This window comes from Streptomyces sp. NPDC051218 (genome assembly GCF_044455475.1).
In the GTDB taxonomy this organism is placed as follows: domain Bacteria; phylum Actinomycetota; class Actinomycetes; order Streptomycetales; family Streptomycetaceae; genus Streptomyces.
Genome location: NZ_JBITEU010000009.1, coordinates 310,345 through 332,485, shown reverse-complemented (window position 1 = coordinate 332,485; position 22,141 = coordinate 310,345). Strand labels below are relative to the sequence as shown.

24 protein-coding genes and 1 pseudogene are annotated in these 22,141 nt (G+C 69.8%); 14 read left to right on the top strand and 11 right to left on the bottom strand.

Annotation, left to right across the window (positions count from 1 at the left end):
- Nucleotides 1–137 precede the first annotated feature (137 nt).
- The 8 genes from ACIBCK_RS27315 (at nucleotide 138) to ACIBCK_RS27280 (ending at nucleotide 6,664) form a co-directional block, all read left to right on the top strand.
- Complete coding sequence (locus ACIBCK_RS27315; protein ID WP_399394384.1) at nucleotides 138–689, top strand: 2-oxo-4-hydroxy-4-carboxy-5-ureidoimidazoline decarboxylase; 552 nt, start codon at nucleotides 138–140, stop codon at nucleotides 687–689.
- A 149-nt stretch (nucleotides 690–838) separates the two neighbouring features.
- Entirely contained in the window at nucleotides 839–1,219 is a 381-nt protein-coding gene (gene sdhC, locus ACIBCK_RS27310) for a succinate dehydrogenase, cytochrome b556 subunit (protein WP_160506796.1), read from the top strand.
- Between the two features lie 8 nt (nucleotides 1,220–1,227).
- A complete protein-coding gene (locus ACIBCK_RS27305) occupies nucleotides 1,228–1,719 on the top strand; it encodes a succinate dehydrogenase hydrophobic membrane anchor subunit (RefSeq protein WP_399394383.1) in 492 nt (163 codons plus the stop codon).
- Between the two features lie 16 nt (nucleotides 1,720–1,735).
- Nucleotides 1,736–3,490: a succinate dehydrogenase flavoprotein subunit gene (gene sdhA, locus ACIBCK_RS27300; protein ID WP_399394381.1), complete on the top strand. Its 1,755-nt coding sequence runs from the start codon at nucleotides 1,736–1,738 to the stop codon at nucleotides 3,488–3,490.
- Nucleotides 3,490–4,260: a succinate dehydrogenase iron-sulfur subunit gene (locus ACIBCK_RS27295; protein ID WP_399394379.1), complete on the top strand. Its 771-nt coding sequence runs from the start codon at nucleotides 3,490–3,492 to the stop codon at nucleotides 4,258–4,260. The genes sdhA and ACIBCK_RS27295 overlap by 1 nt, the downstream gene beginning before the upstream one ends.
- 141 nt (nucleotides 4,261–4,401) lie before the next feature.
- Entirely contained in the window at nucleotides 4,402–5,055 is a 654-nt protein-coding gene (locus ACIBCK_RS27290) for a hypothetical protein (protein WP_399394377.1), read from the top strand.
- Nucleotides 5,055–6,125: a hypothetical protein gene (locus ACIBCK_RS27285; RefSeq protein ID WP_399394375.1), complete on the top strand. Its 1,071-nt coding sequence runs from the start codon at nucleotides 5,055–5,057 to the stop codon at nucleotides 6,123–6,125. Before ACIBCK_RS27290 ends, ACIBCK_RS27285 begins: the two co-directional genes overlap by 1 nt.
- Nucleotides 6,126–6,214: 89 nt before the next feature.
- Nucleotides 6,215–6,664 carry a VOC family protein gene (locus tag ACIBCK_RS27280; RefSeq protein ID WP_399394373.1) on the top strand — a complete coding sequence of 150 codons (450 nt, stop codon included), beginning with the start codon at nucleotides 6,215–6,217 and terminating at the stop codon, nucleotides 6,662–6,664.
- Nucleotides 6,665–6,710: 46 nt separating this feature from the next.
- On the opposite strand, the gene ACIBCK_RS27275 is transcribed toward ACIBCK_RS27280, so the two are convergent.
- Nucleotides 6,711–7,154 carry an Lrp/AsnC family transcriptional regulator gene (locus ACIBCK_RS27275; protein ID WP_399394371.1) on the bottom strand — a complete coding sequence of 148 codons (444 nt, stop codon included), beginning with the start codon at nucleotides 7,152–7,154 and terminating at the stop codon, nucleotides 6,711–6,713.
- Nucleotides 7,155–7,285: 131 nt separating this feature from the next.
- Between ACIBCK_RS27275 and ACIBCK_RS27270 the strand changes: the two genes are divergently transcribed.
- Nucleotides 7,286–8,209 (top strand): SMP-30/gluconolactonase/LRE family protein, encoded by a 924-nt coding sequence (locus tag ACIBCK_RS27270; protein ID WP_399394370.1) that lies wholly within the window; start codon nucleotides 7,286–7,288, stop codon nucleotides 8,207–8,209.
- A gap of 14 nt (nucleotides 8,210–8,223) precedes the next feature.
- Here the strand turns inward: ACIBCK_RS27270 and ACIBCK_RS27265 are convergent, their stop codons facing one another.
- Nucleotides 8,224–10,689 carry an MMPL family transporter gene (locus tag ACIBCK_RS27265; RefSeq protein WP_399394627.1) on the bottom strand — a complete coding sequence of 822 codons (2,466 nt, stop codon included), beginning with the start codon at nucleotides 10,687–10,689 and terminating at the stop codon, nucleotides 8,224–8,226.
- A gap of 240 nt (nucleotides 10,690–10,929) precedes the next feature.
- Between ACIBCK_RS27265 and ACIBCK_RS27260 the strand changes: the two are divergent.
- Nucleotides 10,930–11,454 (top strand): annotated as a pseudogene (locus ACIBCK_RS27260) (response regulator transcription factor); the annotation flags it as partial.
- A complete protein-coding gene (locus ACIBCK_RS27255) occupies nucleotides 11,454–11,696 on the top strand; it encodes a sensor histidine kinase (RefSeq protein ID WP_399394368.1) in 243 nt (80 codons plus the stop codon). The pseudogene ACIBCK_RS27260 and the gene ACIBCK_RS27255, both read left to right, overlap by 1 nt.
- Before the next feature lie 79 nt (nucleotides 11,697–11,775).
- Here the strand turns inward: ACIBCK_RS27255 and ACIBCK_RS27250 are convergent, their stop codons facing one another.
- From ACIBCK_RS27250 to ACIBCK_RS27240, 3 genes are all read right to left on the bottom strand, one after another.
- A complete protein-coding gene (locus ACIBCK_RS27250; protein ID WP_399394367.1) occupies nucleotides 11,776–12,171 on the bottom strand; it encodes an ATP-binding protein in 396 nt (131 codons plus the stop codon).
- 160 nt (nucleotides 12,172–12,331) lie between these two features.
- The gene (locus ACIBCK_RS27245) at nucleotides 12,332–13,573 is read right to left on the bottom strand and encodes a metallophosphoesterase (RefSeq protein WP_399394365.1); all 1,242 of its coding nucleotides are present in this window, start codon (nucleotides 13,571–13,573) and stop codon (nucleotides 12,332–12,334) included.
- A gap of 54 nt (nucleotides 13,574–13,627) precedes the next feature.
- Nucleotides 13,628–13,870 carry an SCO4848 family membrane protein gene (locus ACIBCK_RS27240; protein ID WP_160506782.1) on the bottom strand — a complete coding sequence of 81 codons (243 nt, stop codon included), beginning with the start codon at nucleotides 13,868–13,870 and terminating at the stop codon, nucleotides 13,628–13,630.
- 118 nt (nucleotides 13,871–13,988) lie between these two features.
- Between ACIBCK_RS27240 and ACIBCK_RS27235 the strand changes: the two genes are divergently transcribed.
- Nucleotides 13,989–15,251, top strand: a complete 1,263-nt coding sequence (locus ACIBCK_RS27235; RefSeq protein ID WP_399394363.1) for a D-alanyl-D-alanine carboxypeptidase family protein — start codon at nucleotides 13,989–13,991, stop codon at nucleotides 15,249–15,251.
- On the opposite strand, the gene ACIBCK_RS27230 is transcribed toward ACIBCK_RS27235, so the two are convergent.
- Genes ACIBCK_RS27230 through ACIBCK_RS27215 form a run of 4 tightly spaced genes read right to left on the bottom strand, consistent with a single transcriptional unit; the run spans nucleotide 15,202 to nucleotide 18,047 of the window.
- A complete protein-coding gene (locus ACIBCK_RS27230; RefSeq protein ID WP_399394361.1) occupies nucleotides 15,202–16,134 on the bottom strand; it encodes a YihY/virulence factor BrkB family protein in 933 nt (310 codons plus the stop codon). The genes ACIBCK_RS27235 and ACIBCK_RS27230 overlap by 50 nt on opposite strands.
- The gene (locus tag ACIBCK_RS27225) at nucleotides 16,122–16,556 is read right to left on the bottom strand and encodes a GtrA family protein (RefSeq protein ID WP_399394626.1); all 435 of its coding nucleotides are present in this window, start codon (nucleotides 16,554–16,556) and stop codon (nucleotides 16,122–16,124) included. The genes ACIBCK_RS27230 and ACIBCK_RS27225 overlap by 13 nt, the downstream gene beginning before the upstream one ends.
- Before the next feature lie 26 nt (nucleotides 16,557–16,582).
- The gene (locus tag ACIBCK_RS27220) at nucleotides 16,583–17,533 is read right to left on the bottom strand and encodes a decaprenyl-phosphate phosphoribosyltransferase (RefSeq protein WP_399394359.1); all 951 of its coding nucleotides are present in this window, start codon (nucleotides 17,531–17,533) and stop codon (nucleotides 16,583–16,585) included.
- Nucleotides 17,526–18,047, bottom strand: a complete 522-nt coding sequence (locus tag ACIBCK_RS27215) for a phosphatase PAP2 family protein (RefSeq protein ID WP_399394357.1) — start codon at nucleotides 18,045–18,047, stop codon at nucleotides 17,526–17,528. The genes ACIBCK_RS27220 and ACIBCK_RS27215 overlap by 8 nt, the downstream gene beginning before the upstream one ends.
- A 165-nt stretch (nucleotides 18,048–18,212) precedes the next feature.
- Between ACIBCK_RS27215 and ACIBCK_RS27210 the strand changes: the two genes are divergently transcribed.
- Both ACIBCK_RS27210 and ACIBCK_RS27205 read left to right on the top strand, forming a co-directional pair.
- Complete coding sequence (locus ACIBCK_RS27210; RefSeq protein ID WP_399394356.1) at nucleotides 18,213–19,598, top strand: FAD-binding protein; 1,386 nt, start codon at nucleotides 18,213–18,215, stop codon at nucleotides 19,596–19,598.
- 20 nt (nucleotides 19,599–19,618) lie between these two features.
- Nucleotides 19,619–20,374, top strand: a complete 756-nt coding sequence (locus tag ACIBCK_RS27205) for a decaprenylphospho-beta-D-erythro-pentofuranosid-2-ulose 2-reductase (RefSeq protein ID WP_399394354.1) — start codon at nucleotides 19,619–19,621, stop codon at nucleotides 20,372–20,374.
- A gap of 31 nt (nucleotides 20,375–20,405) precedes the next feature.
- Here the strand turns inward: ACIBCK_RS27205 and ACIBCK_RS27200 are convergent, their stop codons facing one another.
- Together ACIBCK_RS27200 and trpS are read right to left on the bottom strand one after the other, a co-directional pair.
- Complete coding sequence (locus ACIBCK_RS27200) at nucleotides 20,406–20,993, bottom strand: 2'-5' RNA ligase family protein (protein WP_399394352.1); 588 nt, start codon at nucleotides 20,991–20,993, stop codon at nucleotides 20,406–20,408.
- Between the two features lie 73 nt (nucleotides 20,994–21,066).
- Nucleotides 21,067–22,080: a tryptophan--tRNA ligase gene (gene trpS, locus ACIBCK_RS27195; protein WP_399394351.1), complete on the bottom strand. Its 1,014-nt coding sequence runs from the start codon at nucleotides 22,078–22,080 to the stop codon at nucleotides 21,067–21,069.
- Nucleotides 22,081–22,141 lie beyond the last annotated feature (61 nt).

The window sequence follows — 22,141 nt, the reverse complement described above, 5'->3', positions numbered from 1 at the left end:
GTAAAGCGGGGCCCGCGGCCACCCCGTCCACCACGCGAAGCGAAACTCTCCCATCCGGGTGATATTTCACGCATCCGCCCACCGGGCTTCACCACACCTCGCTAGCGTTACGACAAAACCCCCACAGCCCCCAGCCGATGCCCCCTGCCCTGGAGCCCCCGCTGTCCGCGCACAGTTCACCGAGTCCCCCGGCGGAGCCGACACGCACCCCGGAGCAACTGAACTCCGCCGAGCCCGGCGTGGCCGAGGCCGCCTTCCTCGCCTGCTGCGGCAGCCGGCTCTGGGCCCGCCGGCTCGTCGCCCACCGGCCCTACCCCGATCTGGAAGCCCTGCTCGCCGCGTCCGACGAAGCGGCGTACGACCTGCCGCCCGCGGCCCTCGCCGAGGCCCTGGCCTGCGAACCTCTGGGTCCGGCCGTCCCGCGCCAGGGCACGTACGGCGCCGCGGACACCGCTCTGCGGGCCGCTCACGCCGCGTACGAGAGCCGGTTCGGTCATGCCTTCGTGATCTGCCTGGACGACGTCCCGCCGACCCAGGCCCTCGACCATCTGCTCGCCGGAATCCGCGCGCGCCTCGCAGGCGACCCGGAGGAGGAGCGGGTCCTGGCGGCCGAGGAAATGCGGAAGCTCGCCCGCGGGCGACTCACCCGGCTCGTGCACGACCTGAATAGCCCGTACGTGCCTGTTTGATTGCCTGTTTGATCACACCTGGCTACCCCGCGCGAGCGAACCGACAACTCGTCGATACGATGACGAGCGGCCGGTGGACCGTACCCGGCCGGGCCCGTCCGACCGCCCAAGCCGGCTGGCCCCAATCCCCGCTCCCGGAGGGTTCTGCCGTGCCGGCTGGAACGCTGTACCGCGGCCGGGAAGGAATGTGGTCCTGGGTGGCTCACCGAGTCACCGGCGTCCTCATCTTCTTCTTCCTGTTCGTGCATGTGCTGGACACCGCTCTCGTCCGCGTCTCCCCGGAGGCGTACGACGATGTCGTCAGCACTTACAAGACGCCCCTCGTCGCACTCCTTGAGTACGGCCTGGTCGCCGCCATCCTCTTCCACGCGCTGAACGGCCTGCGTGTCATCGCCGTCGACTTCTGGTCGAAGGGCCCGCGCTTCCAGAAGCAGATGCTCTGGACCGTCATGGGTATCTGGATCGTCCTGATGGTGGGGGCGCTCTACCCGGTCCTCGGCCACGCCGTCCGCGAAGTCTTCGGGAGCTGACGCCAGACATGTCCGACACCACGCTCGAGAAGTCCGGCGGGTCCGGAGTGGGTCCCGTCGAAGGCGCTTCGCTCTACGACGCCGACAACCCGGCCCCCCTCATCGAGGCACCGCGCAAGCGCACCTCCAAGACCCCGCGCTCGACCCGCGGCAACTTCGAGATGGCCGCATGGCTCTTCATGCGCCTGTCCGGCGTCGTCCTCGTCGTCCTTGTCATCGGCCACCTGCTGATCCAGCTGGTGCTCGACGGCGGCGTGAGCAAGATCGGCTTCGCGTTCGTCGCCGGTCGCTGGGCCTCGCCGTTCTGGCAGGTCTGGGACCTGCTGATGCTGTGGCTCGCGATGCTGCACGGGGCCAACGGCCTGCGCACGGTCATCAACGACTACGCGGAGCGCGCCAACACGCGCCTGTGGCTCAAGGGCCTGCTGTACACCGCCACGGTGTTCACCATCCTTCTGGGCACGCTGGTGATCTTCACCTTCGACCCGAACATCCGCTAAAGCCGAGGCGAACCCAGTGAAGATTCACAAGTACGACACTGTCATCGTCGGCGCCGGCGGCGCGGGCATGCGCGCGGCCATCGAGGCGACGAAGCGCAGCCGGACCGCGGTCCTGACGAAGCTCTACCCGACCCGCTCCCACACGGGCGCGGCGCAGGGCGGCATGGCCGCCGCGCTCGCCAACGTGGAGGAGGACAACTGGGAGTGGCACACCTTCGACACGATCAAGGGCGGCGACTACCTGGTCGACCAGGACGCCGCCGAGATCCTGGCGAAGGAGGCCATCGACGCGGTCCTCGACCTGGAGAAGATGGGCCTGCCCTTCGGCCGTACGCCCAAGGGTGAGATCGACCAGCGCCGTTTCGGCGGTCACTCCCGCAACCACGGCGAGGCCCCGGTCCGCCGTGCCTGCTACTCGGGCGACCGCACCGGCCACATGATCCTCCAGACGCTGTACCAGAACTGCATCAAGGAGGGCGTGGAGTTCTTCAACGAGTTCTACGTCCTCGACCAGCTCATCGTCGAGGTCGACGGGGTCAAGAAGAGCGCGGGCGTCGTCGCCTACGAACTGGCGACCGGCGAGATCCACATCTTCCAGGCGAAGGCCGTCATCTACGCCTCCGGCGGCACCGGCAAGTTCTTCAAGGTGACGTCGAACGCGCACACGCTGACGGGCGACGGCCAGGCGGCCTGCTACCGCCGCGGTCTGCCGCTGGAGGACATGGAGTTCTTCCAGTTCCACCCGACCGGCATCTGGCGCATGGGCATCCTTCTGACGGAAGGCGCCCGCGGTGAGGGCGGCATCCTCCGTAACAAGGATGGCGAGCGCTTCATGGAGAAGTACGCGCCGGTCATGAAGGACCTCGCGTCCCGTGACGTCGTCTCGCGTTCGATCTACACGGAGATCCGGGAGGGCCGCGGCTGCGGTCCCGAGGGCGACCACGTGTACCTCGACCTGACGCACCTCCCGCCGGAGCAGCTGGACGCCAAGCTCCCGGACATCACGGAGTTCGCGCGCACGTACCTCGGCATCGAGCCCTACACGGACCCGATCCCGATCCAGCCGACCGCGCACTACGCCATGGGCGGCATCCCGACGAACGTCGAGGGTGAGGTCCTCGCGGACAACACCACGGTCGTCCCGGGCCTGTACGCGGCGGGCGAGGTCGCCTGTGTCTCCGTGCACGGCGCCAACCGCCTGGGCACCAACTCGCTCCTGGACATCAACGTCTTCGGCAAGCGCGCGGGCGTCGCCGCCGCGGAGTACTCGGCGAAGCACGACTTCGTCGAACTCCCCGAGAACGCCGAGGAGCTCGTCGTCACCCAGGTCGAGCGCCTGCGCGACGCCACGGGCAACGAGCGGGTCGCCGAGCTCCGCAAGGAGCTGCAGGAGACCATGGACGCCAACGTCATGGTGTTCCGTACGGAGCAGACGATCAAGACGGCGGTGGAGAAGATCGCGGAACTCCGCGAGCGCTACCTCAACGTCTCGATCCAGGACAAGGGCCGGCGCTTCAACACCGACCTCCTGGAGGCCGTCGAGCTGGGCAACCTGCTCGACCTGGCCGAGGTCATGGCGCAGTCGGCCCTGGCCCGCAAGGAGTCGCGCGGCGGTCACTACCGCGAGGACTTCCCGAACCGCGACGACGTCAACTTCATGCGCCACACCATGGCGTACCGCGAGGTAGGCGACGACGGCGCCGAGTCGATCCGGCTCGACTACAAGCCGGTCGTGCAGACCCGCTACCAGCCGATGGAGCGTAAGTACTGATGGCAACTCCGACCCTCGACAAGGAAGACGCCAAGCCCGAGGCCGGCTTCGCCGACTCCCCGTACATCACGGCGACCTTCCGTATCCGCCGCTACAACCCGGAGATCTCGGCGGACGCGACCTGGGAAGACTTCCAGGTGGAGATCGACCCCAAGGAGCGTGTCCTCGACGCCCTCCACAAGATCAAGTGGGAGCTGGACGGGACGCTGACCTTCCGCCGCTCCTGCGCCCACGGCATCTGCGGCTCTGATGCCATGCGCATCAACGGCCGCAACCGCCTGGCCTGCAAGACCCTGATCAAGGACCTCAACCCGGCCAAGCCGATCACGGTCGAGGCCATCAAGGGTCTGACGGTCCTGAAGGACCTGGTCGTCGACATGGACCCGTTCTTCCAGGCGTACCGCGACGTCATGCCGTTCCTGGTCACGACGGGCAACGAGCCGACGCGCGAGCGTCTGCAGTCGCCGGAGGACCGCGAGCGCTTCGACGACACGACGAAGTGCATCCTGTGCGCGGCGTGCACGTCGTCGTGCCCGGTCTTCTGGAACGACGGCCAGTACTTCGGCCCGGCGGCGATCGTGAACGCGCACCGCTTCATCTTCGACTCGCGTGACGAGGCGGGCGAGCAGCGCCTGGAGATCCTGAACGACAAGGACGGCGTGTGGCGCTGCCGCACGACGTTCAACTGCACGGACGCGTGCCCGCGTGGCATCGAGGTCACGAAGGCAATCCAGGAAGTGAAGCGGGCGTTGATCACTCGGCGGTTCTGATCACGCCGCCAGCCGCACGCTGACGTGGGCCCCGCTCCCGGTTTCGCACCGGGGACGGGGCCCATGTGCGTTCCCAGGAGCCCCACGGATAGCGTGTGTTCGCTTGTGTTACGCCCTCACCACCCCACGGGAGAGTCCTAAGTGAACCGCCGCCCCATCCGGCTCCTGACGGCCGCACTCACCGCGTCCGCGGCCCTGCTGTTGACCGCGTGTGGATCGGGAGGGGGCGACGACGACTCCTCGCCCGACAAGATCGAGGGGGCCGGGGGCGGGAGTTCGAAGACTTCCGCGAGCCCTTCGGCGAAGCCGGGAGGGGCGGAGCGGCCGGAGGTGGAGCTGCCGGACTCGTTCCAGGCCGACTTCGCCGGGTGGCGGGACAGCGACCCGAAGAAGCAGGCGATCCTGGATGACGGCAAGGAACGCCTCAAGGCTGAGTACTTGGCCATCATCGACGCGGACCCGCAGGCCAAGGCCGTGAGCTTCTACACCTCGCAGCAGGCCCTCACTACGTCCAGGACGTACATCAAGGGGTACGTGGACAACAACCACGACCTGGTCGGCAAGGCCAGGGTCTTCAATCCGCAGGTGAGCATCTCCGACACCGGTGGTGGCGTGCTCTTCTACTGCGTGGACGAGAGCAAGGGCTACACCCTGGACCGCAAGACCAAGGAGAAGACGGGCACACCCGACGATGTGAACCCCGTCCTCCAGTACCGCACGACGCTGAAGAAGACGTCCGAGGGAGTCTGGAGCACCGTCTCGCTCCAGACGGTGCGCGGCGGGTGCGACAAGTGATGAGGCCACTGAAGAGGGCTCTGCCCGTGCTCACCGCGGCGGTGTTCGCCCTGGGTGCCTGGCCGACGACCGCACATGCCTTCGGCGAGGACAATGACCACCAGCCTCCCGGCCCATCCGGTGGCGCCTCCGGCAACTCGCTCACCGCCGGTGCCACCGCCACGAGCGTGACGGTCGAGCAGGTCTCCGGTGGCAAGTCGGGCACGTCCGGCAAGGGCCTCGCCCCGGTGGACCCGAACTGGAAGCCCCCGGCCTGCTGGTACGAGCCCGTGGCGACGTCCGAGCAGGTGAAGGCCGCGACGGACCAGCTCAAGAAGACCCCCAACGAGAACCTCGTCCCCGTCACGCCCTCGCTCAGCTGGGGCGAGCAGTTGATGGTGGACACCTTCGAGAAGGGCAAGTCGCCGAGCGCCGGCATCAAGGCCTACAAGAACTTCAACCTCGGCAAGGACGGCAAGTTCTGGCGCGGTGTCGTCAATCCGGACATGGAGGACGACACGGAGGCGTACAACTGCCAGGAAATCCTCTTCTGGCAGGATGCCGGCGCCCTGCCGAAGATCGCCAACGCTCCCACACCCAAGATCCTCGCCTCGTACGCGTACGACAAGGTCAAGGTCCCGGACACCGAGGTCGAGCTGAAGCCCGAAGGCAGGTCGACGGTGAATCTGCCCACCTGGGTCTGGCTGGACAAGGGCACGTTCGAGGACGTCAGGGTCCGCGCCGAACTGCCCGGCACAGATGTCTGGGCGGAGACCACGGCCAAGCCGGTCAGCCTGCACCTGGAGCCGGGAACCGCGGACGCGCGGACCTTCCCCGCCTCCGGCGAGTGCAAGGTCAACGAAGACGGCAGCATCGGCACCCCGTACACGAAGGGCTCCTCCAAGGAGGACCCGCCGTGCGGCATCGCGTACCAGCGCGCCACCGGCGGCAAACCGTTCCAGCTGAAGGCGTCCGTCACCTGGGAGATCACCTGGCAAGGCAGCGGCGGCGCAGGCGGGGACCTTCCGAACGGCACGTTCGACGGGACCCAGGACGTCGAGGTCCAGGAGATCCAGGCGATCAACCGCTGAGCACCCCGGCCGGGTGACGCATCCGGCCATGTGGCGGTTGAACAGCGACATTACGGCCGATTTCGTGCCGATCGACTTACCCTGACGGAATGTCAGACAACCAGTCGGTCGGCCTGTCAGCTGACCAGCCTTCGGTGGACGAGAACTCGTCCGAACTGCTCGGCTTCGACAACATCGTGTTTCCGGTCGGCCGCCTCGACGAGGCCGTCGACTTCTACGAGCGTGCCGGTTTTCCGGTGACCCACCGGATCGACGAGGTCGGGCTCGCGATCCTGAAGGTGGGCAAGGAGACGCCCGGGATCTTGCTGCGGGTGGAGGAAGGGGTCGAGCACCGGCCCTCCGCCTGGGCCACGCCCCGGGTGTGGCTGGAGGTGCGGGACGCGCGGGCCACCGGGCGGGCGCTGGAGGCCGGCGGGGTCGAGGCGCTCGCGCCGCCCTTCTCCGTGGCCACGGGGTGGACCGTGGAGATCGCCGATCCGTGGGGGAACGTCGTGGGGTTCACCGACTACCGCAAGCGGCCCGAGCTGGCGCGGAGTTAGTCGGCGGGCGGGGGCGCGGGGACGCGGGGACGCGGGCGGGCGGGTCTCAGGCCGGCCCCGGCGCTACCGGCCTCTCGAAGAACGTCTCCAGGGACACCGTCGCCTGCGTCCCGCTCACCCCGTCAATCGCGTACAACCGCCGCAGCACGTCCTGGAGTTGCTCCGTCGTCCCCGTGCGGACCTTCACCAGGACGCTTGCCGCGCCCGCGATGACGTGCGCCTCCTGGATCTCCGGGATCGCCGCGAAGTCCGCGGCGCGGTCCCCCATCCAGGCCGTCGAGTCGACCATGACGAAGGCCAGCACTCCGCGGCCCACGGCCGCCGGGTCCACCTCGACCGTCGTGCGGCGGATCACCCCGCGCTCGCGCAGCTTCCGTACTCGCTCATGCGTCGCGCCCGCCGAGAGTCCCACCGCTTTGCCCAGGGTGGCGTACGGCTGGGCGGCGTCCTCCTGCAGCAGTGCCAGCAGTTCGCGGTCGGTGTCGTCCATCAGCTGTGATCCCGCCGTCCGTTCAGTACCTCTTGAACTCTTGTTGCGCTCTTGACGAGCACCATACCTCGTACTGCAATATCGTCACACTAACGAATGATGTTCAGTTGATGTCTGAGTCAGGGGTCGCCATGTCCTTCCAGAAAGTCCCGACGTCGTACGAGGTTCTGGACGAGCGTTTCCGCACGGGGCGATGCGCCAACGGGGACGCCAAGCTGGAAGTGCTCCACGACGACTGCCGGTGGGCCGAAGGGCCGCTCTACCTGCCCGCCTGGCGGCAGCTCGTGTGGAGCGACATTCCCAACGACCGGCTGCTGCGCTGGGACGAGGCGACGGGCGCCGTCGGGGTCTTCCGGTCGTCCGCCGGGTACGTGAACGGCAACACCCTCGACCGCGAAGGCCGGTTGATCTGCTGCGAACAGGGCAACCGGCGTGTGACCCGCACCGAGCACGACGGCCACGTCACCGTCCTTGCCGACCGCTTCGAAGGCAAGCGGTTCAACAGCCCGAACGACGCCGTGGTCCGTTCGGATGGGTCGGTCTGGTTCTCCGACCCTGACTTCGGGATCACCAGCGACTACGAAGGGTTCCGCGCGGACCCCGAGATCGGTGGGTGCAACGTCTACCGGATCGACCCCGTGACCGGTGACGTGCGGCGCGTCGCCGACGGCTTCGAGGGGCCGAACGGGCTCGTCTTCTCGCCGGACGAGCGGCAGTTGTACGTCTCGGACACCCGTGCCGCCGCGATCCGCGTCTTCGACGTACGCGATGACGGGACCCTCTCGGACGGCGCCGTCTTCGCCGAGGCCAAGGACTCCGGCTTCGACAACATCCGCTTCGACGACGAAGGCCGGCTGTGGGCAGCCGCCTTCCACGACGGGGTGCACTGCTACGACCCCGACGGCACCCTCATCGGGCGGCTCACCGTCCCCGAGGCCGTATCCAACATCGCTTTCGGCGGGCCGAAGAACAACCGTCTCTTCATCACGGCGACGACCTCGCTCTACTCCCTGGTGATGTCGGTGACCGGGCTGCCGAGGGTCCGGGCGGCCTGACCTGGGCAGCTGGACTAGTTGACCGTGTCCAAGTCGCCCTGCGCCAGCTCCACGTCGTACACGAGCGGTTCGTCCGTGACCACGACGTGCCGCGCGCGGGCCGCGTGGCCGGGAGCCGTGACGGCCAGCAGGTACGCGCCGGACGACGGGGCCGCGACGATGTAGGAACCGTCGGCCAAGGACGCGACCCGGTCCAGCTGGCGGCCGCCCTTGGAGAGGAGGGTCAGGACCGCGCCCTCCACCGGGTCGCCCTCCACGGTGCGGATGAAACCGTGCACCACGGAGGCGCCGCCGCGCGAGGCGTTCCGCTCCCCCACGCGCGCGTGGGGCACGGGTGCCGCCCTCACCGGCCCTTCGGGCGGCGACTCGGGCTCCTCCCGCGGCTCCACCGCCAAGTGCGGCAGGCGCTTCTCCAGGCCCGCGGGAAGCCACCAGTTGGAGCGGCCGAGCAGATGCATGGCGGCCGGGACCAGGGCCGTGCGCAGGATGAACGCGTCCAGGGCCACCGCCGCGGCCAGACCGATGCCCGCCATCGCGCCCTCCATGTCGCCGCTCAGGACGAACGCGGAGAAGACGCAGATCATGATCAGGGCCGCGCAGTTGATGACCCTGCTCGTCTCCGCCAGGCCGACGCGAACCGCTCGTGCGTTGTCCTTCGTGTGCACCCATTCCTCGTGCATGCGGCTCACCAGGAACACCTGGTAGTCCATCGAGAGCCCGAAGAGCAGCGACAGCATGATGACCGGCAGGAAGGCGGTGATGGGGCCCTCCTTGCCGATGCCGAGGACCTCCGTGCCCCAGCCCCACTGGAAGACCGCCACCAGTACGCCGAAGGAGGCCGCCGCCGCGATGAGGTTCATCAGGGCCGCGGTCAGCGGCACCACGAGGGAGCGGAACGCGACCAGCAGCAAGAGGAAGCCGAGCGCGATGATCGCTCCTACGAAGTAGGGCAGTCGGTCACCGGTCACCGCGGCGAAGTCCTTGAAGATGGCGGTGACGCCGCCTACGTGGGCCTCGACTCCCGCTTCCGGAATCACGTCTCCCCGTAGACGGTCGATGAGTTGGTCCGTCTCCTCGGACTGGGGAGATGTGGTCGGGACGACGGTGATGACCGAGATGCCGTCCGACGGCGGGGCGGCCGCCACCCTCGCGACGCCCTCCGTAGCGCGGATGGTCGCCACCAGGTTCCCCGTGTCGGTCTCCTCGGCCACTACTTGCAGTGGACCGTTGAATCCCGGACCGAAGCCCTCGGCCAGCATGTCGTACGCCTGCCGGGTCGTCGTCGACTCCTGGTGGTTGCCCTGATCGGTCGCGCCGAGCCGCAAGGAGAGCAGCGGCAGGGCGAGGAAGGCCATCACCACGAGGGCGAGCGCCGCGATCGAACGCGGCCGCTTCTGGACGTACGAGGACCAGCGCGCCGCGAGTCCGCTCGCCTCGGCGGGCTCCGGTCCCGTGGTGGCGAGGCGGCGTCGCTGCCTGCGGCTGAGCACCCGGGGGCCGAGCAGCCCGAGGAGCGAGGGCAGCAGCGTGATGGCCGCGAGGACGCTCAGGACCACCGTGAGGGAGGCGGCGATCACCACGCCGTCCAGGAAGCGCATGTTCATCACCAGCATCCCGGCGAGCGCGATGCACACCGTGCCGCCCGCGAAGAGCACCGCGCGGCCCGAGGTGTTCAGGGCCTGCACCGCGGACTCCTCGGGCTCCATGCCGCGCAGGATGCCGCGCCGGTGCCGGGTGACGATGAAGAGCGCGTAGTCGATGCCGACGCCCAGGCCGATCAACGAGCCGAGCAGCGGCGCCACTTCGGGGATGTCCGTGACGTGGCTGAGCAGCATCGTCGAGAGCATGCCGAGGCCCACTCCGAAGACGGCGATCACGATCGGCAGGACCATCGCGAAGAGCGATCCGAAAGCCAGGAAGAGGACGACGGCGGCGGCCCCGATGCCGACCATTTCGGCGATGCCCGTGGGCGGCTCCTGGGTGCGAGTGATCGCCTGGCCGCCCAGCTCGACCTGGAGGCCGGGCCGTTCGGCGTTCTGGGCCGTGTCCACGACGTCCTGGACGAGTTCCTTGGGGACCGAGTTCGCCTCCTCGGCGAAGGTCACCTGGGCGTAGGCGATGCGCCCATCCTCGCTGACCTGCGCCGCCCCTGCCCCCTTGGAGGCGTAGGGGCCCGCGACCTCGCCGACGCCCTGCATGCCGGCGATCTCCTTGAGCGCGGGCTCGATACGGGAACGTACGTCCTCGTCACGCGCCGAAGCGCCCTCGTCGACGCGCCAGACGACCGTGTCGGTGTCTCCGGAGCTCTCCGGGAAGGCCTGCGTCATGAGCTCGTACGCGCGCTTGGAGTCCGTGTCCGGCAGGGAGAACACATTCGAATAGTCGGTACCCGCGGAGGTCCCCGCTGCCCCCAGGCCGAACAGGGCTCCCACCCACAGCACAAGGACCACCAGACGGTGCCGATAGCACCACCGCGCCAATGCCGCCACGATCCATTCCTCCTCCGCGTCGTCAGGTCCCCCGGGTCCGTGCTTTCAGGTGCCTCAGCATCGGCGGCACCGCGCGCCGGCGGCGCGAAGCGGCCATGATTCTCAAGTAACTCCAAGGCACGGACCGGGTCTTCGTACAACGCCCGCGCCGATACTGAGGTCATGAGCCACGCCGAAGGCCAGCAGGGAACAGATGTCGGAGTGGGGACCGGACCGCGCGGTACGGGCGGTATGGGCGGTACAGGCGGTACAGGCGGTCCGGGCGGTACGGGCGCCGGTGCCACCGTGCTCGTCGTCGAGGACGAGCCGAGCATCGCCGACGTGCTCGCCATCGCCCTGCGCTACCACCGCTTCGACGTGATGGTGGCGGGCACCGTGCGCGAGGCGCTCGCCCTCGCCGGGCGCACCCGGCCCGACGTGGCGCTCCTCGACGTGATGCTGCCGGACGGCGACGGCCGCGCCCTGGCCGGTGAACTCCGCGCCCGGTGGCCCGATTCGGCGCTGCTCTTCGTGACCGCGCGGGACGCGCCCGCGGAAGTCGTGGGTGCGCTCGGCCTCGGCGACGACTACATCACCAAGCCGTTCAACATCGACGAGGTGATCGCCCGCATCGGGGCGGTCCTGCGCCGCACCAGGGCGGGCGACGTCCTCCCCCAGCGCCCGCCGCTGCGCTACGGCGACCTGGAGCTGGACGAGACGACGTACGTGGTGCGCCGCGCGGGCCGCACGGCGCAACTCCGCCGGTCACGCTGGGCGTGGAGCGGCAGGACGGGGTGGTGCGGCTGCGCGTGGCCGACCGGGGGCCGGGCCTCGCCAAGGAGGACGCGGCGCGCGTGTTCGACCGGTTCTTCCGCGCGGGCGGGGGCGCGGGCAGCGGGCTGGGGATGGCGATCGTGCAGGGGGTCGTCGCGGCGCACGGCGGTGAGGTGGGGGTGGAGACGGAGCCGGGGGCGGGACTCACGGTGACGGTCACCTTGCCTGCGCGAGCGGCTGGTTGACGGGGGTGAGGCCCTCCCGGGTGGTACGGAGGCGAGGGGCGAGCGGAGGCGAGGGGCGTGAGGGGGCTCAGGGGGCGTCTCAGGCCCGTACCAGCGCCCACACCGTCTTCCCGTGCCGCCCGCGCTGCCAGACGCCCCACGCCTCCGCCAGCGCGTCGAGCAGCCGCAGACCGCGGCCGCTCTCCTCCAAAGGCCCCGCTTCCCGCAACTCCGGGCTCGCAGGGCTCTCGTCGGAGACCTCTATGAAGCAGTCGCCGTCCGCCAGAACCGTGATGGCCACCTCGAACTCCCGGTCGAAGGCGGGACCGTGGCACACCGCGTTCGTCACCAGCTCCGACACGAGCAGCACGGCGTCGTGCAGCGCCGCACTCTCCTCCTTGTGCCCCCACGCGGCGAGATGATCATGGACGCGGAGCCGCGCGAGCGAGACGGAAGCCGGATGCGGTGGCAGCCGGAAAGCCTGACGTCGCAACAACGTTCCCCCCTATGCCACACCACAGTGGCACACCAAAGCGCCAGCAAGCGCACACACTTCCGACACTTAATGCTGCGCAGTGGTCATGGTCGGTGTCACACCGTCACCTTAAGGCCCGGCTGTATCCGGCCAGGGCCCAGCACATCGAACCAACGCACGATCACGCCTGGCGGGAAGCCAGTTCGACGACCGTGACGTCGGACGGCGCCCCTACCCGCACCGGCGGTCCCCACGCACCCGCGCCACGCGTCACGTACAGCTGCGTGTCGCCGTACCGCTCAAGTCCGGCGAGCGTCGGGTTCGCCAGGTCGGCGATGAAATTGCCTGGCCACAGCTGTCCGCCGTGCGTGTGCCCGGAGAGCTGGAGGTCGACGCCGTGCTTGACGGCGTCATGGATGACGACCGGCTGGTGGGCCAGGAGCACGGACGCCCGCGAGCGGTCCCGGTCGCCGAGCGCCTTGGCGAAGTCGGGCCCGTGCCCCTCACTCTCGCCCGCCACGTCGTCCACGCCCGCGAGGTCGAAGGCCGGCAGCTCGGTGCGGGCGTTCTCCAGGGGGCGCATGCCGAGTTCGCGTACGTGATCGACCCACTGCTCGGCTCCGGAGAAGTACTCGTGGTTGCCGGTCACGAAGTACGTCCCGTGCCGTGCCCGGAGCTGCGCGAGCGGCGCGGCTGCCGGGCCGAGGTCCTCGACGCTGCCGTCGACCAGGTCGCCGACGACCGCGATGAGGTCGGGCTGGGTGCCGTTGATCGTGTCGACCACGCGCTGGGTGAAGCCGCGGCCGAGAATCGGCCCCAGGTGCACGTCGCTGACCACCGCGATCCGGAACCCGTGCGCCCCGCGCGGCAGCTTGGCGAGCGGCACGGTGACGCGCTTCACGCGAGGGCCGCGCAGGACGCCGTACGTTCCGTGGCCGACCGTCCCGACGGCGACGGCCGCGGCAGTCCCGCCGACGATGCGGGAGACGAAGAGACGGCGGGAGGGGGCGGTCGGCCCTGTCGCCACCGGAGCGGAGGCGGTGGTTTCCGCCGGCCGGGCAGGGGCCTCCTCCTCCGGCTGGACGGCGTCCTCCGTAGAGCCGGCTTTCGCACCACGCCGCAAGAAGAAGGGCCGTACGAGCTCACCGGCAAGAAGCGCGAGCACGAGATAGATCGACAGCGCCATCCACATGAAGCCCGGCCAGGCCAGCATCTGCTGCAGCCAGAACGGCGCCCCCGCCCGCTCACTGGCGACCGCGGCGAACATCAGCAGCGGCCCCGCCACGAAGACCACGGCGCCCGCGCGCCGGGCGATCCCGGGCCGGGACGTGGTGTCCCGCACCAGGCGCCGCCACGCGTACCACTGCATGGCGACCAGGGCCGCGAGCGCGGCGATACCGGCCAGCACGAACAGGATGACCACGGTTGCGCGCCCCTCAGCAGTGCTCGAAGTGACCGATCAGCTACGACGTATCAGCTATGACGTACGGCGCAGAGCACGCACTCCGCGCAACCCGATGGCCCCTACCACCGTCCCCAAGACAAAGGAGGCGACGGCGAGCGTCAGGTGCACCCAGAAGTACGCGGTGGGGTCGCCTGCGTCATCGAAGGCGAGCCCGCTGCCGTCCTTCCACAGGTTCTTGACGAAAGTGATCCAGATGAACCAGCTCCACACGCCGAAGGCGAGCAGGAACCAGGAGACCGGGCGGCTGAGCTTCATACGTTCAGTATCGCGAGCCTCCCTTCCGTATCGCCGCCGGGGTGGGGAGTCCGGGCCGCCCGGGACACAGCCGACCTCGGCGGCGACTTCCACAGCGGCGCCCTGTACGTTCTCGTCCGTGCCTGCCGTAAAAAAGACCGCCTTGTTGGTCACTTCCGCCGCATTGCTGACCATGTCGACCACGGCTCCCGCGTGGGCGGACGACAAACCGGGGGGCGACAAGAAGCCCAAGCCCCCGGCTTCGATGTCGACGGTGGGCGGCGCCAAGCTCGGCAAGCCGGGCACCCAGGTGAGCCTCAAGGACGGCGCTCCCGTCCTCCCCAAGGACCTGTCGGCGCGCTCCTGGATGGTGTCGGACGCCGAGACGGGCGAGGTGCTCGCCTCGCACAACTCGCACTGGCGGCTCGCCCCCGCGAGCACACTGAAGATGCTCTTCGCGGACACGGTCCTGCCGAAGTTCCCCAAGACCCAGAAGCACAAGGTCGAGCTCTCCGACATGGCGGGCATCGGCGCGGGCAGCAGCATGGTCGGCATCAAGGAGAACGAGACCTACACGGTCCACGACCTGTGGCTCGGCGTCTTCCTGAAGTCGGGCAACGACGCGGTGCACGTCCTGTCGGCGATGAACGGCGGTGTCCCGCAGACCGTCAAGGACATGCAGTCGCACGCCGACGAGCTGCAGGCCCTGGACACGCACGTGGTCAGTCCGGACGGCTATGACGAGAAGGGTCAGGTCTCCTCGGCGTACGACCTGACGCTGTTCGCCCGCTCGGGGCTGCAGAAGAAGGACTTCCGCGAGTACTGCTCGACGGCCACCGCCAAGTTCCCCGGCGAGACCAAGAAGGTCACGAAGGGCAAGGACAAGGGCAAGAAGAAGCGCGAGTCCTTCGAGATCCAGAACACCAACCGACTCCTTACGGGGGACGTCGGTATCGCCCCCTACAAAGGCATCGCGGGCGTCAAGAACGGCAGCACCACGAACGCGGGCAACACCTTCACCGGTGTCGCCGAGCGCAACGGCAAGGTGCTGCTCGTGACGGTGATGAACCCCGACTCGGGAGAGCAGTTCGCCGTCTACAAGGAAACCGAGCGTCTCCTGGACTGGGGCTTCAAGGCATCCGGCAAGGTCGAGCCCGTGGGTGAACTGGTCGCTCCGAAGAGTGCCGGTACGGGCAGCGGCAAGGGCGCTCCCGGTGCGGCGGGCAAGGGCGGGTCGGACGCGTCCAAGAACGTGGCGCACGCCTCCGACAAGGGGTCGGGCAGCGGCGTCGGCATCGCACTCGGGGTCGCGGGCGGCGTTCTCGCGCTCATCGCCGCCGGGTGGTTCGTGCTCAACCGCCGGCTGCCGCTTGACCTGTCGCGCCGGAAGAACCGCCCCTGACGTCGGCTTCTTCTTCTGTACGTGCCTCTGTACGTGCCTGCTTCCGCGTCGCCGTCCAGGCGGCGCAGAACAGCAGGAGCTTCGCGGTGAAGTTGATCCACAGGAGCAGTGCGACGGGCACTCCGAAGGCGCCGTACATGCTCTTCGCGGCGACGCCCTTCATGTAGCCGCCGAGCAGCAGCTTGAGCAGCTCGAACCCGGCGGCGCCGATCAGGCCGGCGGTGATCAGGTGGCGGCGCGGCGGCTGCACGCCGGGCAGCAGGGTCAGGACGTAGAGCAGGAGCAGGAAGTCCGCGAGGACGGCGATGGCGAACGCGATCGCCTGGAGCAGCACACCGCCCCAGCCGTCCTCGGAGATCCCGAAGAGATCGGCGCTCCAGCCGACGGCGATCGAGGCGAGGGTCGAGGCGGCCACGGACGCGAGCCCGGCGCCGCCGAGACCGATGAGCACCCCGGCGTCCTTGACCTTGCGCATGACGGGGTTCTCGTCGGTGTCCTCCAGCTCCCAGACGACCCGCAGGCACTCCCTTATCGAGCCGACCCACCCGATGCCGGTGAAGAGCAGCAGGGCGCCCGCGATGAGCCCTACGGTGCCGGCGTTGGCGACCAGGGCGTCCAGGTTCAGCTGGTCGGAGATGCCGGGGACCTGCTTCGAGATGGTGTCCTCGAGCTTGTTCTGCCGGCTCTTGGAGAGGGTCGCGGCGGCGACCGCTGCGGCTACGGTGATCAGCGGGAAGAGCGCCAGGAAGCTGATGAACGTCATCGCGGCCGCGAGACGGGTCCAGTGCACGCTGTCGAGCCGCTCGTACGCGCTCCACGCGTGCGTGCGCATCAGGCGCTCCACCAGGGGCCCGATGCCGGGGAGTTTCTTCAGCCAGTCCATGATGCCTCCCTGCCCGTTGTGCGGAAGACCAAGGTCCGGGTACCCCAGAAACGCAGGACGGTGGCGAGTGCCATGCCGACGCCCGCTCCGGAGACGGTGTCCGCGCGCTGTGAGGTGAGGCCGAGGCCGTAGTGGGACACCGCGATACAGAGCAACTGCACGAGGGCGCCCGCGATGTTGACGGCGAAGAAGATGCCGTACTGGCGAAGACGCGAGGCTCGCGCCACTGCGGCCCCCTCGCGCCGCCGGTAGGTGCCGAGCGCGTTGCCCGCGTACGCGACCGTGCAACCGGCCACGAACGAGAGCGCCTTGGCGGTCAGTGGGTCGAGACCGACGGGCCCGCGCAGCCAGACGAAGAGGCCGAGGTCGACGGCGTACGCGCAGATCCCGACGGTGGCGAAGCCGAGCAGTTCGGGGCCCATGGCCCGTAGCCGCTGCCTGAGGGCGCTCACCAGTCGGCGACCGCTAGGCCGTACATGGCGATCCACACCAGACCGATGACGGCAAGGGCACGGTCGCGCAGGACGACGTCCTCGGGTTCGCCGGCCGTGCCCCGGTCGGCGAAGACGGCGTACCGCAGGACGGCGAGGACGAAGGCGGCCATCGACAGCTGCCGCCAGGGCAGCAGGCTGCCGTTGGCGGTGCCGCCGCTCTCCATGGCCCACAGGCAGTACGCGAGGACGGCGACACCGGCGGCCAGCTGCCACACGAAACGGAGGTAGCCGGTGGTGTATTCGGTGAGCAACGCGCGCGTGGCGCCCGCTTTTCCGGACATCTGCACGGCTTCGGAGTAGCGCTTGGCGGAGACCATGAAGAGCGCGCCGAAGCCCGTGGTGATCAGGAACCAGCGTGAGAGCGGGATGTCGAGGGCCAGTCCCCCGATCATCGCCCGCATCAGGAATCCCGTGGTGACGACGGCGAGATCGACGACGAGGATGTGCTTGAGGCTGACGCAGTAGGCCAGTTGCATCACTACGTAGGCGGCGAGCAGGCCCGCGGTCAGGGGCGTGCAGAACGCGGCGGCGGCGACCGGCGCGAGCACGGCGAGCAGCCCGCCGACCGCGTACGCGAGCGTCACCGGCACCTGACCGGCGGCGACCGGCCTGCGGCACTTGGTGGGGTGGGCGCGGTCGGCCTCGGCGTCGCGTGCGTCGTTGATGAGGTAGACGGCGGACGCGGCGGCCGTGAACAGGGCGAACACCACGACGAGTTGGATCAGCGAGTGGCGCGAGAAGAGCTCGCCCGCGGCGGCGGGGGCCGCGACGACCAGGACGTTCTTCACCCACTGGCGGGGGCGCGCGGTCTTCAGGAGGCCGAGCGGCAGGGCCGTGACGGAGCCCGTGCCGGGCGGCCGGGGCGGCTGGGGGCGTTCGAGCAGGGCGGCGGTGCGGTCAGCCATGCGCGCGGCCCCCGTTCATCCAGGCGGAGCCCATGCGCGCGGTGAGGGCCCCGAGGGCGGCTCCGGCGACCACGTCGCTCGGGTAGTGGACGCCGACGATCATCCGCGAGACGCACATCGCGGCGGCGAGCGGCGGCACGACGCGCGCTCCGACGGGACTCAGCGCGCCGTACGCGACGGTGGCCGCGGCGGCCGAAGTGGCGTGCGAGCTGGGGAAGGAGTGCCGTCCCGCGGTCCTGACGAGGGGCTGCGTGCCCGGGTCACCGCCGGGGCGCGGACGCCGTACGACGCGCTTGAGGCCCATGCTCGCCAGGTGCGCCCCGGCGGTCAGCGCCGTGGCGCGCAGCCACGCGCCGCGCCGCTCACGGTCGACCGCGGCGCCCGCGAGCCCCGCGGCGATCCACAGGGCGCCGTGCTCGCCGGTCCAGGACAGGGCCCGTGCGGCGGCGGCCACGCGCGCGTCGGAGCCGCAGTCGCGCAGGGCCGACAGCAGCCGGTGGTCCATGTCGTGCATGGGGCCTCCCTCTCCGGGGACTTCAAGGACCTGAGCTCCGACTCTTCTAGGCGACCTCTCAATATTTACGCCAATATAGGACGACACTCCATCAATCACCCATTTCGGTGAGAGCTCGGACGAATATGGGCAAACTGCCCTTGCTCGGACGATACGGTCACGCCTATGCCTGCCGACTCCGCTCCGCCGCCCGCCGACTCCGCGATCGCGCCGACCGTGTCCGTGTCGGGCTGGGGGCGCACCGCACCCTCCACGGCCCGCCTGATCCGCCCCCGTTCGCCCGAGGAGGCCGTAGCCGCCCTCGATGCGTGCGGGGAGCGTGGCGGCATCGCCAGGGGCCTCGGGCGGGCCTACGGGGACGCCGCGCAGAACGCGGGCGGCGCCGTCATCGACATGACCGGCATGGACCGCGTGCACGCCATCGACGCCGACGCGGGCACCGTCCTGTGCGACGCCGGGGTCTCCCTGCACCGCCTGATGGAAGTCCTGCTGCCGCTCGGCTGGTTCGTACCGGTCACCCCGGGGACCCGCTATGTGACCGTCGGCGGCGCGATCGGCGCGGACATCCACGGCAAGAACCACCACGGGTCCGGATCGTTCTCGCGCCATGTGATGGCCGTGGAACTGCTCACCGCCGACGGCTCGGTGCAGGCGGTCGAGCGCGGCAGCGCCCTCTTCGACGCGACGGCGGGCGGCATGGGCCTGACCGGCCTGATCCTCGCCGCGACGCTGCAACTGCAGCCGGTCGAGACGTCGTTGATGACGGTGGACACGGAGCGCGCCACCGACCTGGACGACCTGATGGCCCGCCTCACCGCCACCGACCACCGCTATCGCTACTCCGTGGCCTGGATCGACCTCCTCGCGCGCGGGGCGTCGATGGGCCGCTCGGTGCTCACACGCGGCGACCACGCTCCCCTGGACGCCCTCCCGGCACGCGCGCGTAGAGCCCCGTTGGCGTTCCGCCCCGGCCAACTGCCGCCCGCCCCGCGCTTCCTGCCCGAAGGGCTGCTCGGCCGCAAGTCAGTGGGCCTCTTCAATGAGCTCTGGTACCGCAAGGCGCCCCGCAGCCGGGTGGGCGAACTGCAGAAGATGTCGACGTTCTTCCACCCCCTGGACGGCGTCCCGCACTGGAACCGCGTGTACGGCCGCGGCGGCTTCGTGCAGTACCAATTCGTCGTCGGGTACGGCAAGGAGGAGTCCCTGCGGCGCATCGTGCGGCGCATCTCCGAGCGCGGCTGCCCCTCCTTCCTCGCCGTACTGAAGCGCTTCGGAGAGGGCGATCCGGGCTGGCTCTCCTTCCCGATGCCCGGCTGGACCCTCGCCCTGGACATCCCGGCGAACCTGCCGGGCCTCGGCGCCTTCCTCGACGAACTCGACGAGGAGGTCGCCGCCGCCGACGGCCGCGTCTACCTGGCCAAGGACTCCCGCCTGCGGCCGGAGATGCTCGCCGCGATGTATCCGCGGCTCGACGACTTCCGCGCCCTGCGGGCCGACCTCGACCCACGCGGCCTGTTCCGCTCGGACCTCTCGCGACGCCTCGCCCTCTAGCCCCTCCAGGAGTTGGCCCCATGAAGGACGCCTTCGGCACCCCCCAGTCCCTGCTCGTACTCGGCGGCACCTCCGAGATCGGCCTCGCCACGGCCCGCCGTCTGGTCGCGCGGCGCACCCGCACCGTATGGCTGGCCGGGCGGCCGTCCCCGGGCCTGGAGAAGGCCGCCGCGGGCCTGCGCGACATGGGTGCGGACGTCCGCACCGTCGCCTTCGACGCGCTCGACTCGGAGTCCCACGAGGCGACGCTCGGCAAGATCTTCACCGAGGGCGACATCGACATGGTGCTTCTCGCCTTCGGCATCCTCGGCGACCAGGCACGCGACGAGGACGAGCCGCTGTCCGCGGTGCGTGTCGCGCAGACGAACTACACCGGCGCCGTATCGGCCGGCCTGGTGTGCGCGCGGTCGCTGCAGGCCCAGGGCCACGGCTCCCTGGTGGTGCTCTCGTCGGTCGCGGGCGAGCGCGCACGCCGGTCGAACTTCATCTACGGGTCCAGCAAGGCGGGCCTCGACGCCTTCGCCCAGGGCCTGGGTGACGCACTGCACGGCACGGGGGTGCACGTGATGGTCGTGCGCCCCGGCTTCGTACGCTCCAAGATGACGGCCGGCCTGGAGGAGGCCCCCATGGCGACCACTCCGGACGCGGTCGCGGCGGCCATCGAGACGGGCCTGCGGCGGCGCTCGGAGACGGTGTGGGTGCCCGGGGCGCTGCGGGTGGTCATGTCCGCGCTGCGGCACGCCCCCAGGGCGGTGTTCCGCCGGCTTCCGGTGTGAGGCCTGCGGTGTGAGCTCTCCGGGGCGGCGGTCAGCGGGCGGGCAGCGTCCCGTGCGCGGCCGGGGCCGAGGCCTGCGGAGGCACGAGCGGGCCGCCGCCACCGAAGGCGAACTCCCGCAGCTTGCGCCACACTCCGTCGGCGCCCTGCTCATAGAGCGCGAAGCCGGTGCAGGGCCACTCGGCCTGGTACTCCGAGAGCTCCGCGTACGCCCGGTCCATGGCCTCTTCGGAGATGCCGTGCGCCACGGTGACGTGCGGGTGGTACGGGAACTGCAGCTCGCGCGCCATGGGCCCGGACGCGTCCCGCACCCGCTCCTGCAGCCAGCCGCAGGCCGCGCCGCCCGACACCACCTGGACGAAGACCACGGGTGACAGCGGGCGGAACGTGCCCGTACCGGAGAGCCGCATCGGGAAGGGGCGCCCGGCGGCCGCGACGGCCCCCAGGTGCGCCTCGACCGCGGGCAGCGCCGAGGCGTCCACCTCGGTCGGCGGCAGCAGCGTGACGTGGGTGGGGATGCCGTGTGCCGCGGGGTCCCCGAAGCCCGCGCGCCGCTCCTGGAGCAGGCTGCCGTGAGGCTCCGGGACCGCGATCGACACACCGATCGTTACGGTCCCCACGTCGTACTCCTGTCGGTCGGGTGGCGGGCAGAGGGCGCTGCTGTACCTGGCGTGGTGCAGGGGGCTGTGTGGCTCAGTGCTTGGCGGGCAGCAGGCCCACCTTGTCGTACGCCTGGGCGAGGGTCTCCGCGGCGACGGCGCGTGCCTTCTCCGCGCCCTTGGCCAGGATCGAGTCGAGCGTCTCCGGGTCGTCCAGATAGGCCTGGGTGCGGTCCCGGAAGGGGGTCACGAAGTCGACCATGACCTCGGCGAGGTCGGTCTTCAGCGCACCGTAGCCCTTGCCGGCGTACTTCTGCTCCAGTTCCGGGATACCGGCGCCGGTGAGCGTCGAGTAGATGCTGAGGAGGTTGCTGACGCCCGGCTTCTCCGCGGTGTCGTAGCGCACGACCGTGTCGGTGTCGGTGACCGCGCTCTTGACCTTCTTGGCGGTGGCCTTGGGCTCGTCGAGGAGGTTGATCAGGCCCTTGGGGGTGGACGCCGACTTGCTCATCTTGATCGACGGGTCCTGAAGGTCGAAGATCTTCGCCGTCTCCTTGAGGATGTACGCCGCCGGGACGGTGAACGTCTCGCCGAACCGGCCGTTGAAACGCTCAGCGAGGTCGCGGGTCAGCTCGATGTGCTGGCGCTGGTCCTCGCCGACCGGGACCTGGTTGGCCTGGTAGAGCAGGATGTCCGCGACCTGGAGCACGGGGTACGTGAAGAGGCCCACGGAGGCGCGGTCCGCACCCTGCTTGGCCGCCTTGTCCTTGAACTGCGTCATGCGCGACGCCTCGCCGAACCCCGTGAGGCAGTTCATGACCCAGCCGAGCTGGGCGTGCTCGGGGACGTGGCTCTGGACGAAGAGCGTGCAGCGCTCCGGGTCGAGCCCGGCGGCGAGGAGCTGGGCGGCGGCGAGCCGGGTGTTGGCACGCAGTTCGGCCGGGTCCTGCGGCACCGTGATCGCGTGCAGGTCCACCACCATGTAGAAAGCGTCGTGGGACTCCTGCAGCGCCACCCACTGGCGGACCGCGCCAAGGTAGTTGCCGAGGTGGAACGAGCCTGCGGTGGGCTGGATTCCGGAGAGCACGCGAGGACGATCAAGGGCCATGGGGCCATTCTCTCAGGTGTCTCTCATTGCTCGGAAACAGATGTGTGACGGGTGTGCCGCG

What these genes read in the sequence shown, in the direction of transcription:
- ACIBCK_RS27315 (WP_399394384.1), top strand. Translation starts at nt 138, where the DNA reads ATGCCCCCTGCCCTGGAGCCCCCGCTGTCCGCGCACAGTTCACCGAGT.
- ACIBCK_RS27305 (WP_399394383.1), top strand. Translation starts at nt 1,228, where the DNA reads ATGTCCGACACCACGCTCGAGAAGTCCGGCGGGTCCGGAGTGGGTCCC.
- ACIBCK_RS27295 (WP_399394379.1), top strand. Translation starts at nt 3,490, where the DNA reads ATGGCAACTCCGACCCTCGACAAGGAAGACGCCAAGCCCGAGGCCGGC.
- ACIBCK_RS27285 (WP_399394375.1), top strand. Translation starts at nt 5,055, where the DNA reads ATGAGGCCACTGAAGAGGGCTCTGCCCGTGCTCACCGCGGCGGTGTTC.
- ACIBCK_RS27280 (WP_399394373.1), top strand. Translation starts at nt 6,215, where the DNA reads ATGTCAGACAACCAGTCGGTCGGCCTGTCAGCTGACCAGCCTTCGGTG.
- ACIBCK_RS27275 (WP_399394371.1), bottom strand. Translation starts at nt 7,154, where the DNA reads ATGGACGACACCGACCGCGAACTGCTGGCACTGCTGCAGGAGGACGCC.
- ACIBCK_RS27270 (WP_399394370.1), top strand. Translation starts at nt 7,286, where the DNA reads ATGTCCTTCCAGAAAGTCCCGACGTCGTACGAGGTTCTGGACGAGCGT.
- ACIBCK_RS27240 (WP_160506782.1), bottom strand. Translation starts at nt 13,870, where the DNA reads ATGAAGCTCAGCCGCCCGGTCTCCTGGTTCCTGCTCGCCTTCGGCGTG.
- ACIBCK_RS27230 (WP_399394361.1), bottom strand. Translation starts at nt 16,134, where the DNA reads ATGGACTGGCTGAAGAAACTCCCCGGCATCGGGCCCCTGGTGGAGCGC.
- ACIBCK_RS27225 (WP_399394626.1), bottom strand. Translation starts at nt 16,556, where the DNA reads ATGGGCCCCGAACTGCTCGGCTTCGCCACCGTCGGGATCTGCGCGTAC.
- ACIBCK_RS27220 (WP_399394359.1), bottom strand. Translation starts at nt 17,533, where the DNA reads ATGGCTGACCGCACCGCCGCCCTGCTCGAACGCCCCCAGCCGCCCCGG.
- ACIBCK_RS27215 (WP_399394357.1), bottom strand. Translation starts at nt 18,047, where the DNA reads ATGCACGACATGGACCACCGGCTGCTGTCGGCCCTGCGCGACTGCGGC.
- ACIBCK_RS27210 (WP_399394356.1), top strand. Translation starts at nt 18,213, where the DNA reads ATGCCTGCCGACTCCGCTCCGCCGCCCGCCGACTCCGCGATCGCGCCG.
- ACIBCK_RS27205 (WP_399394354.1), top strand. Translation starts at nt 19,619, where the DNA reads ATGAAGGACGCCTTCGGCACCCCCCAGTCCCTGCTCGTACTCGGCGGC.
- trpS (WP_399394351.1), bottom strand. Translation starts at nt 22,080, where the DNA reads ATGGCCCTTGATCGTCCTCGCGTGCTCTCCGGAATCCAGCCCACCGCA.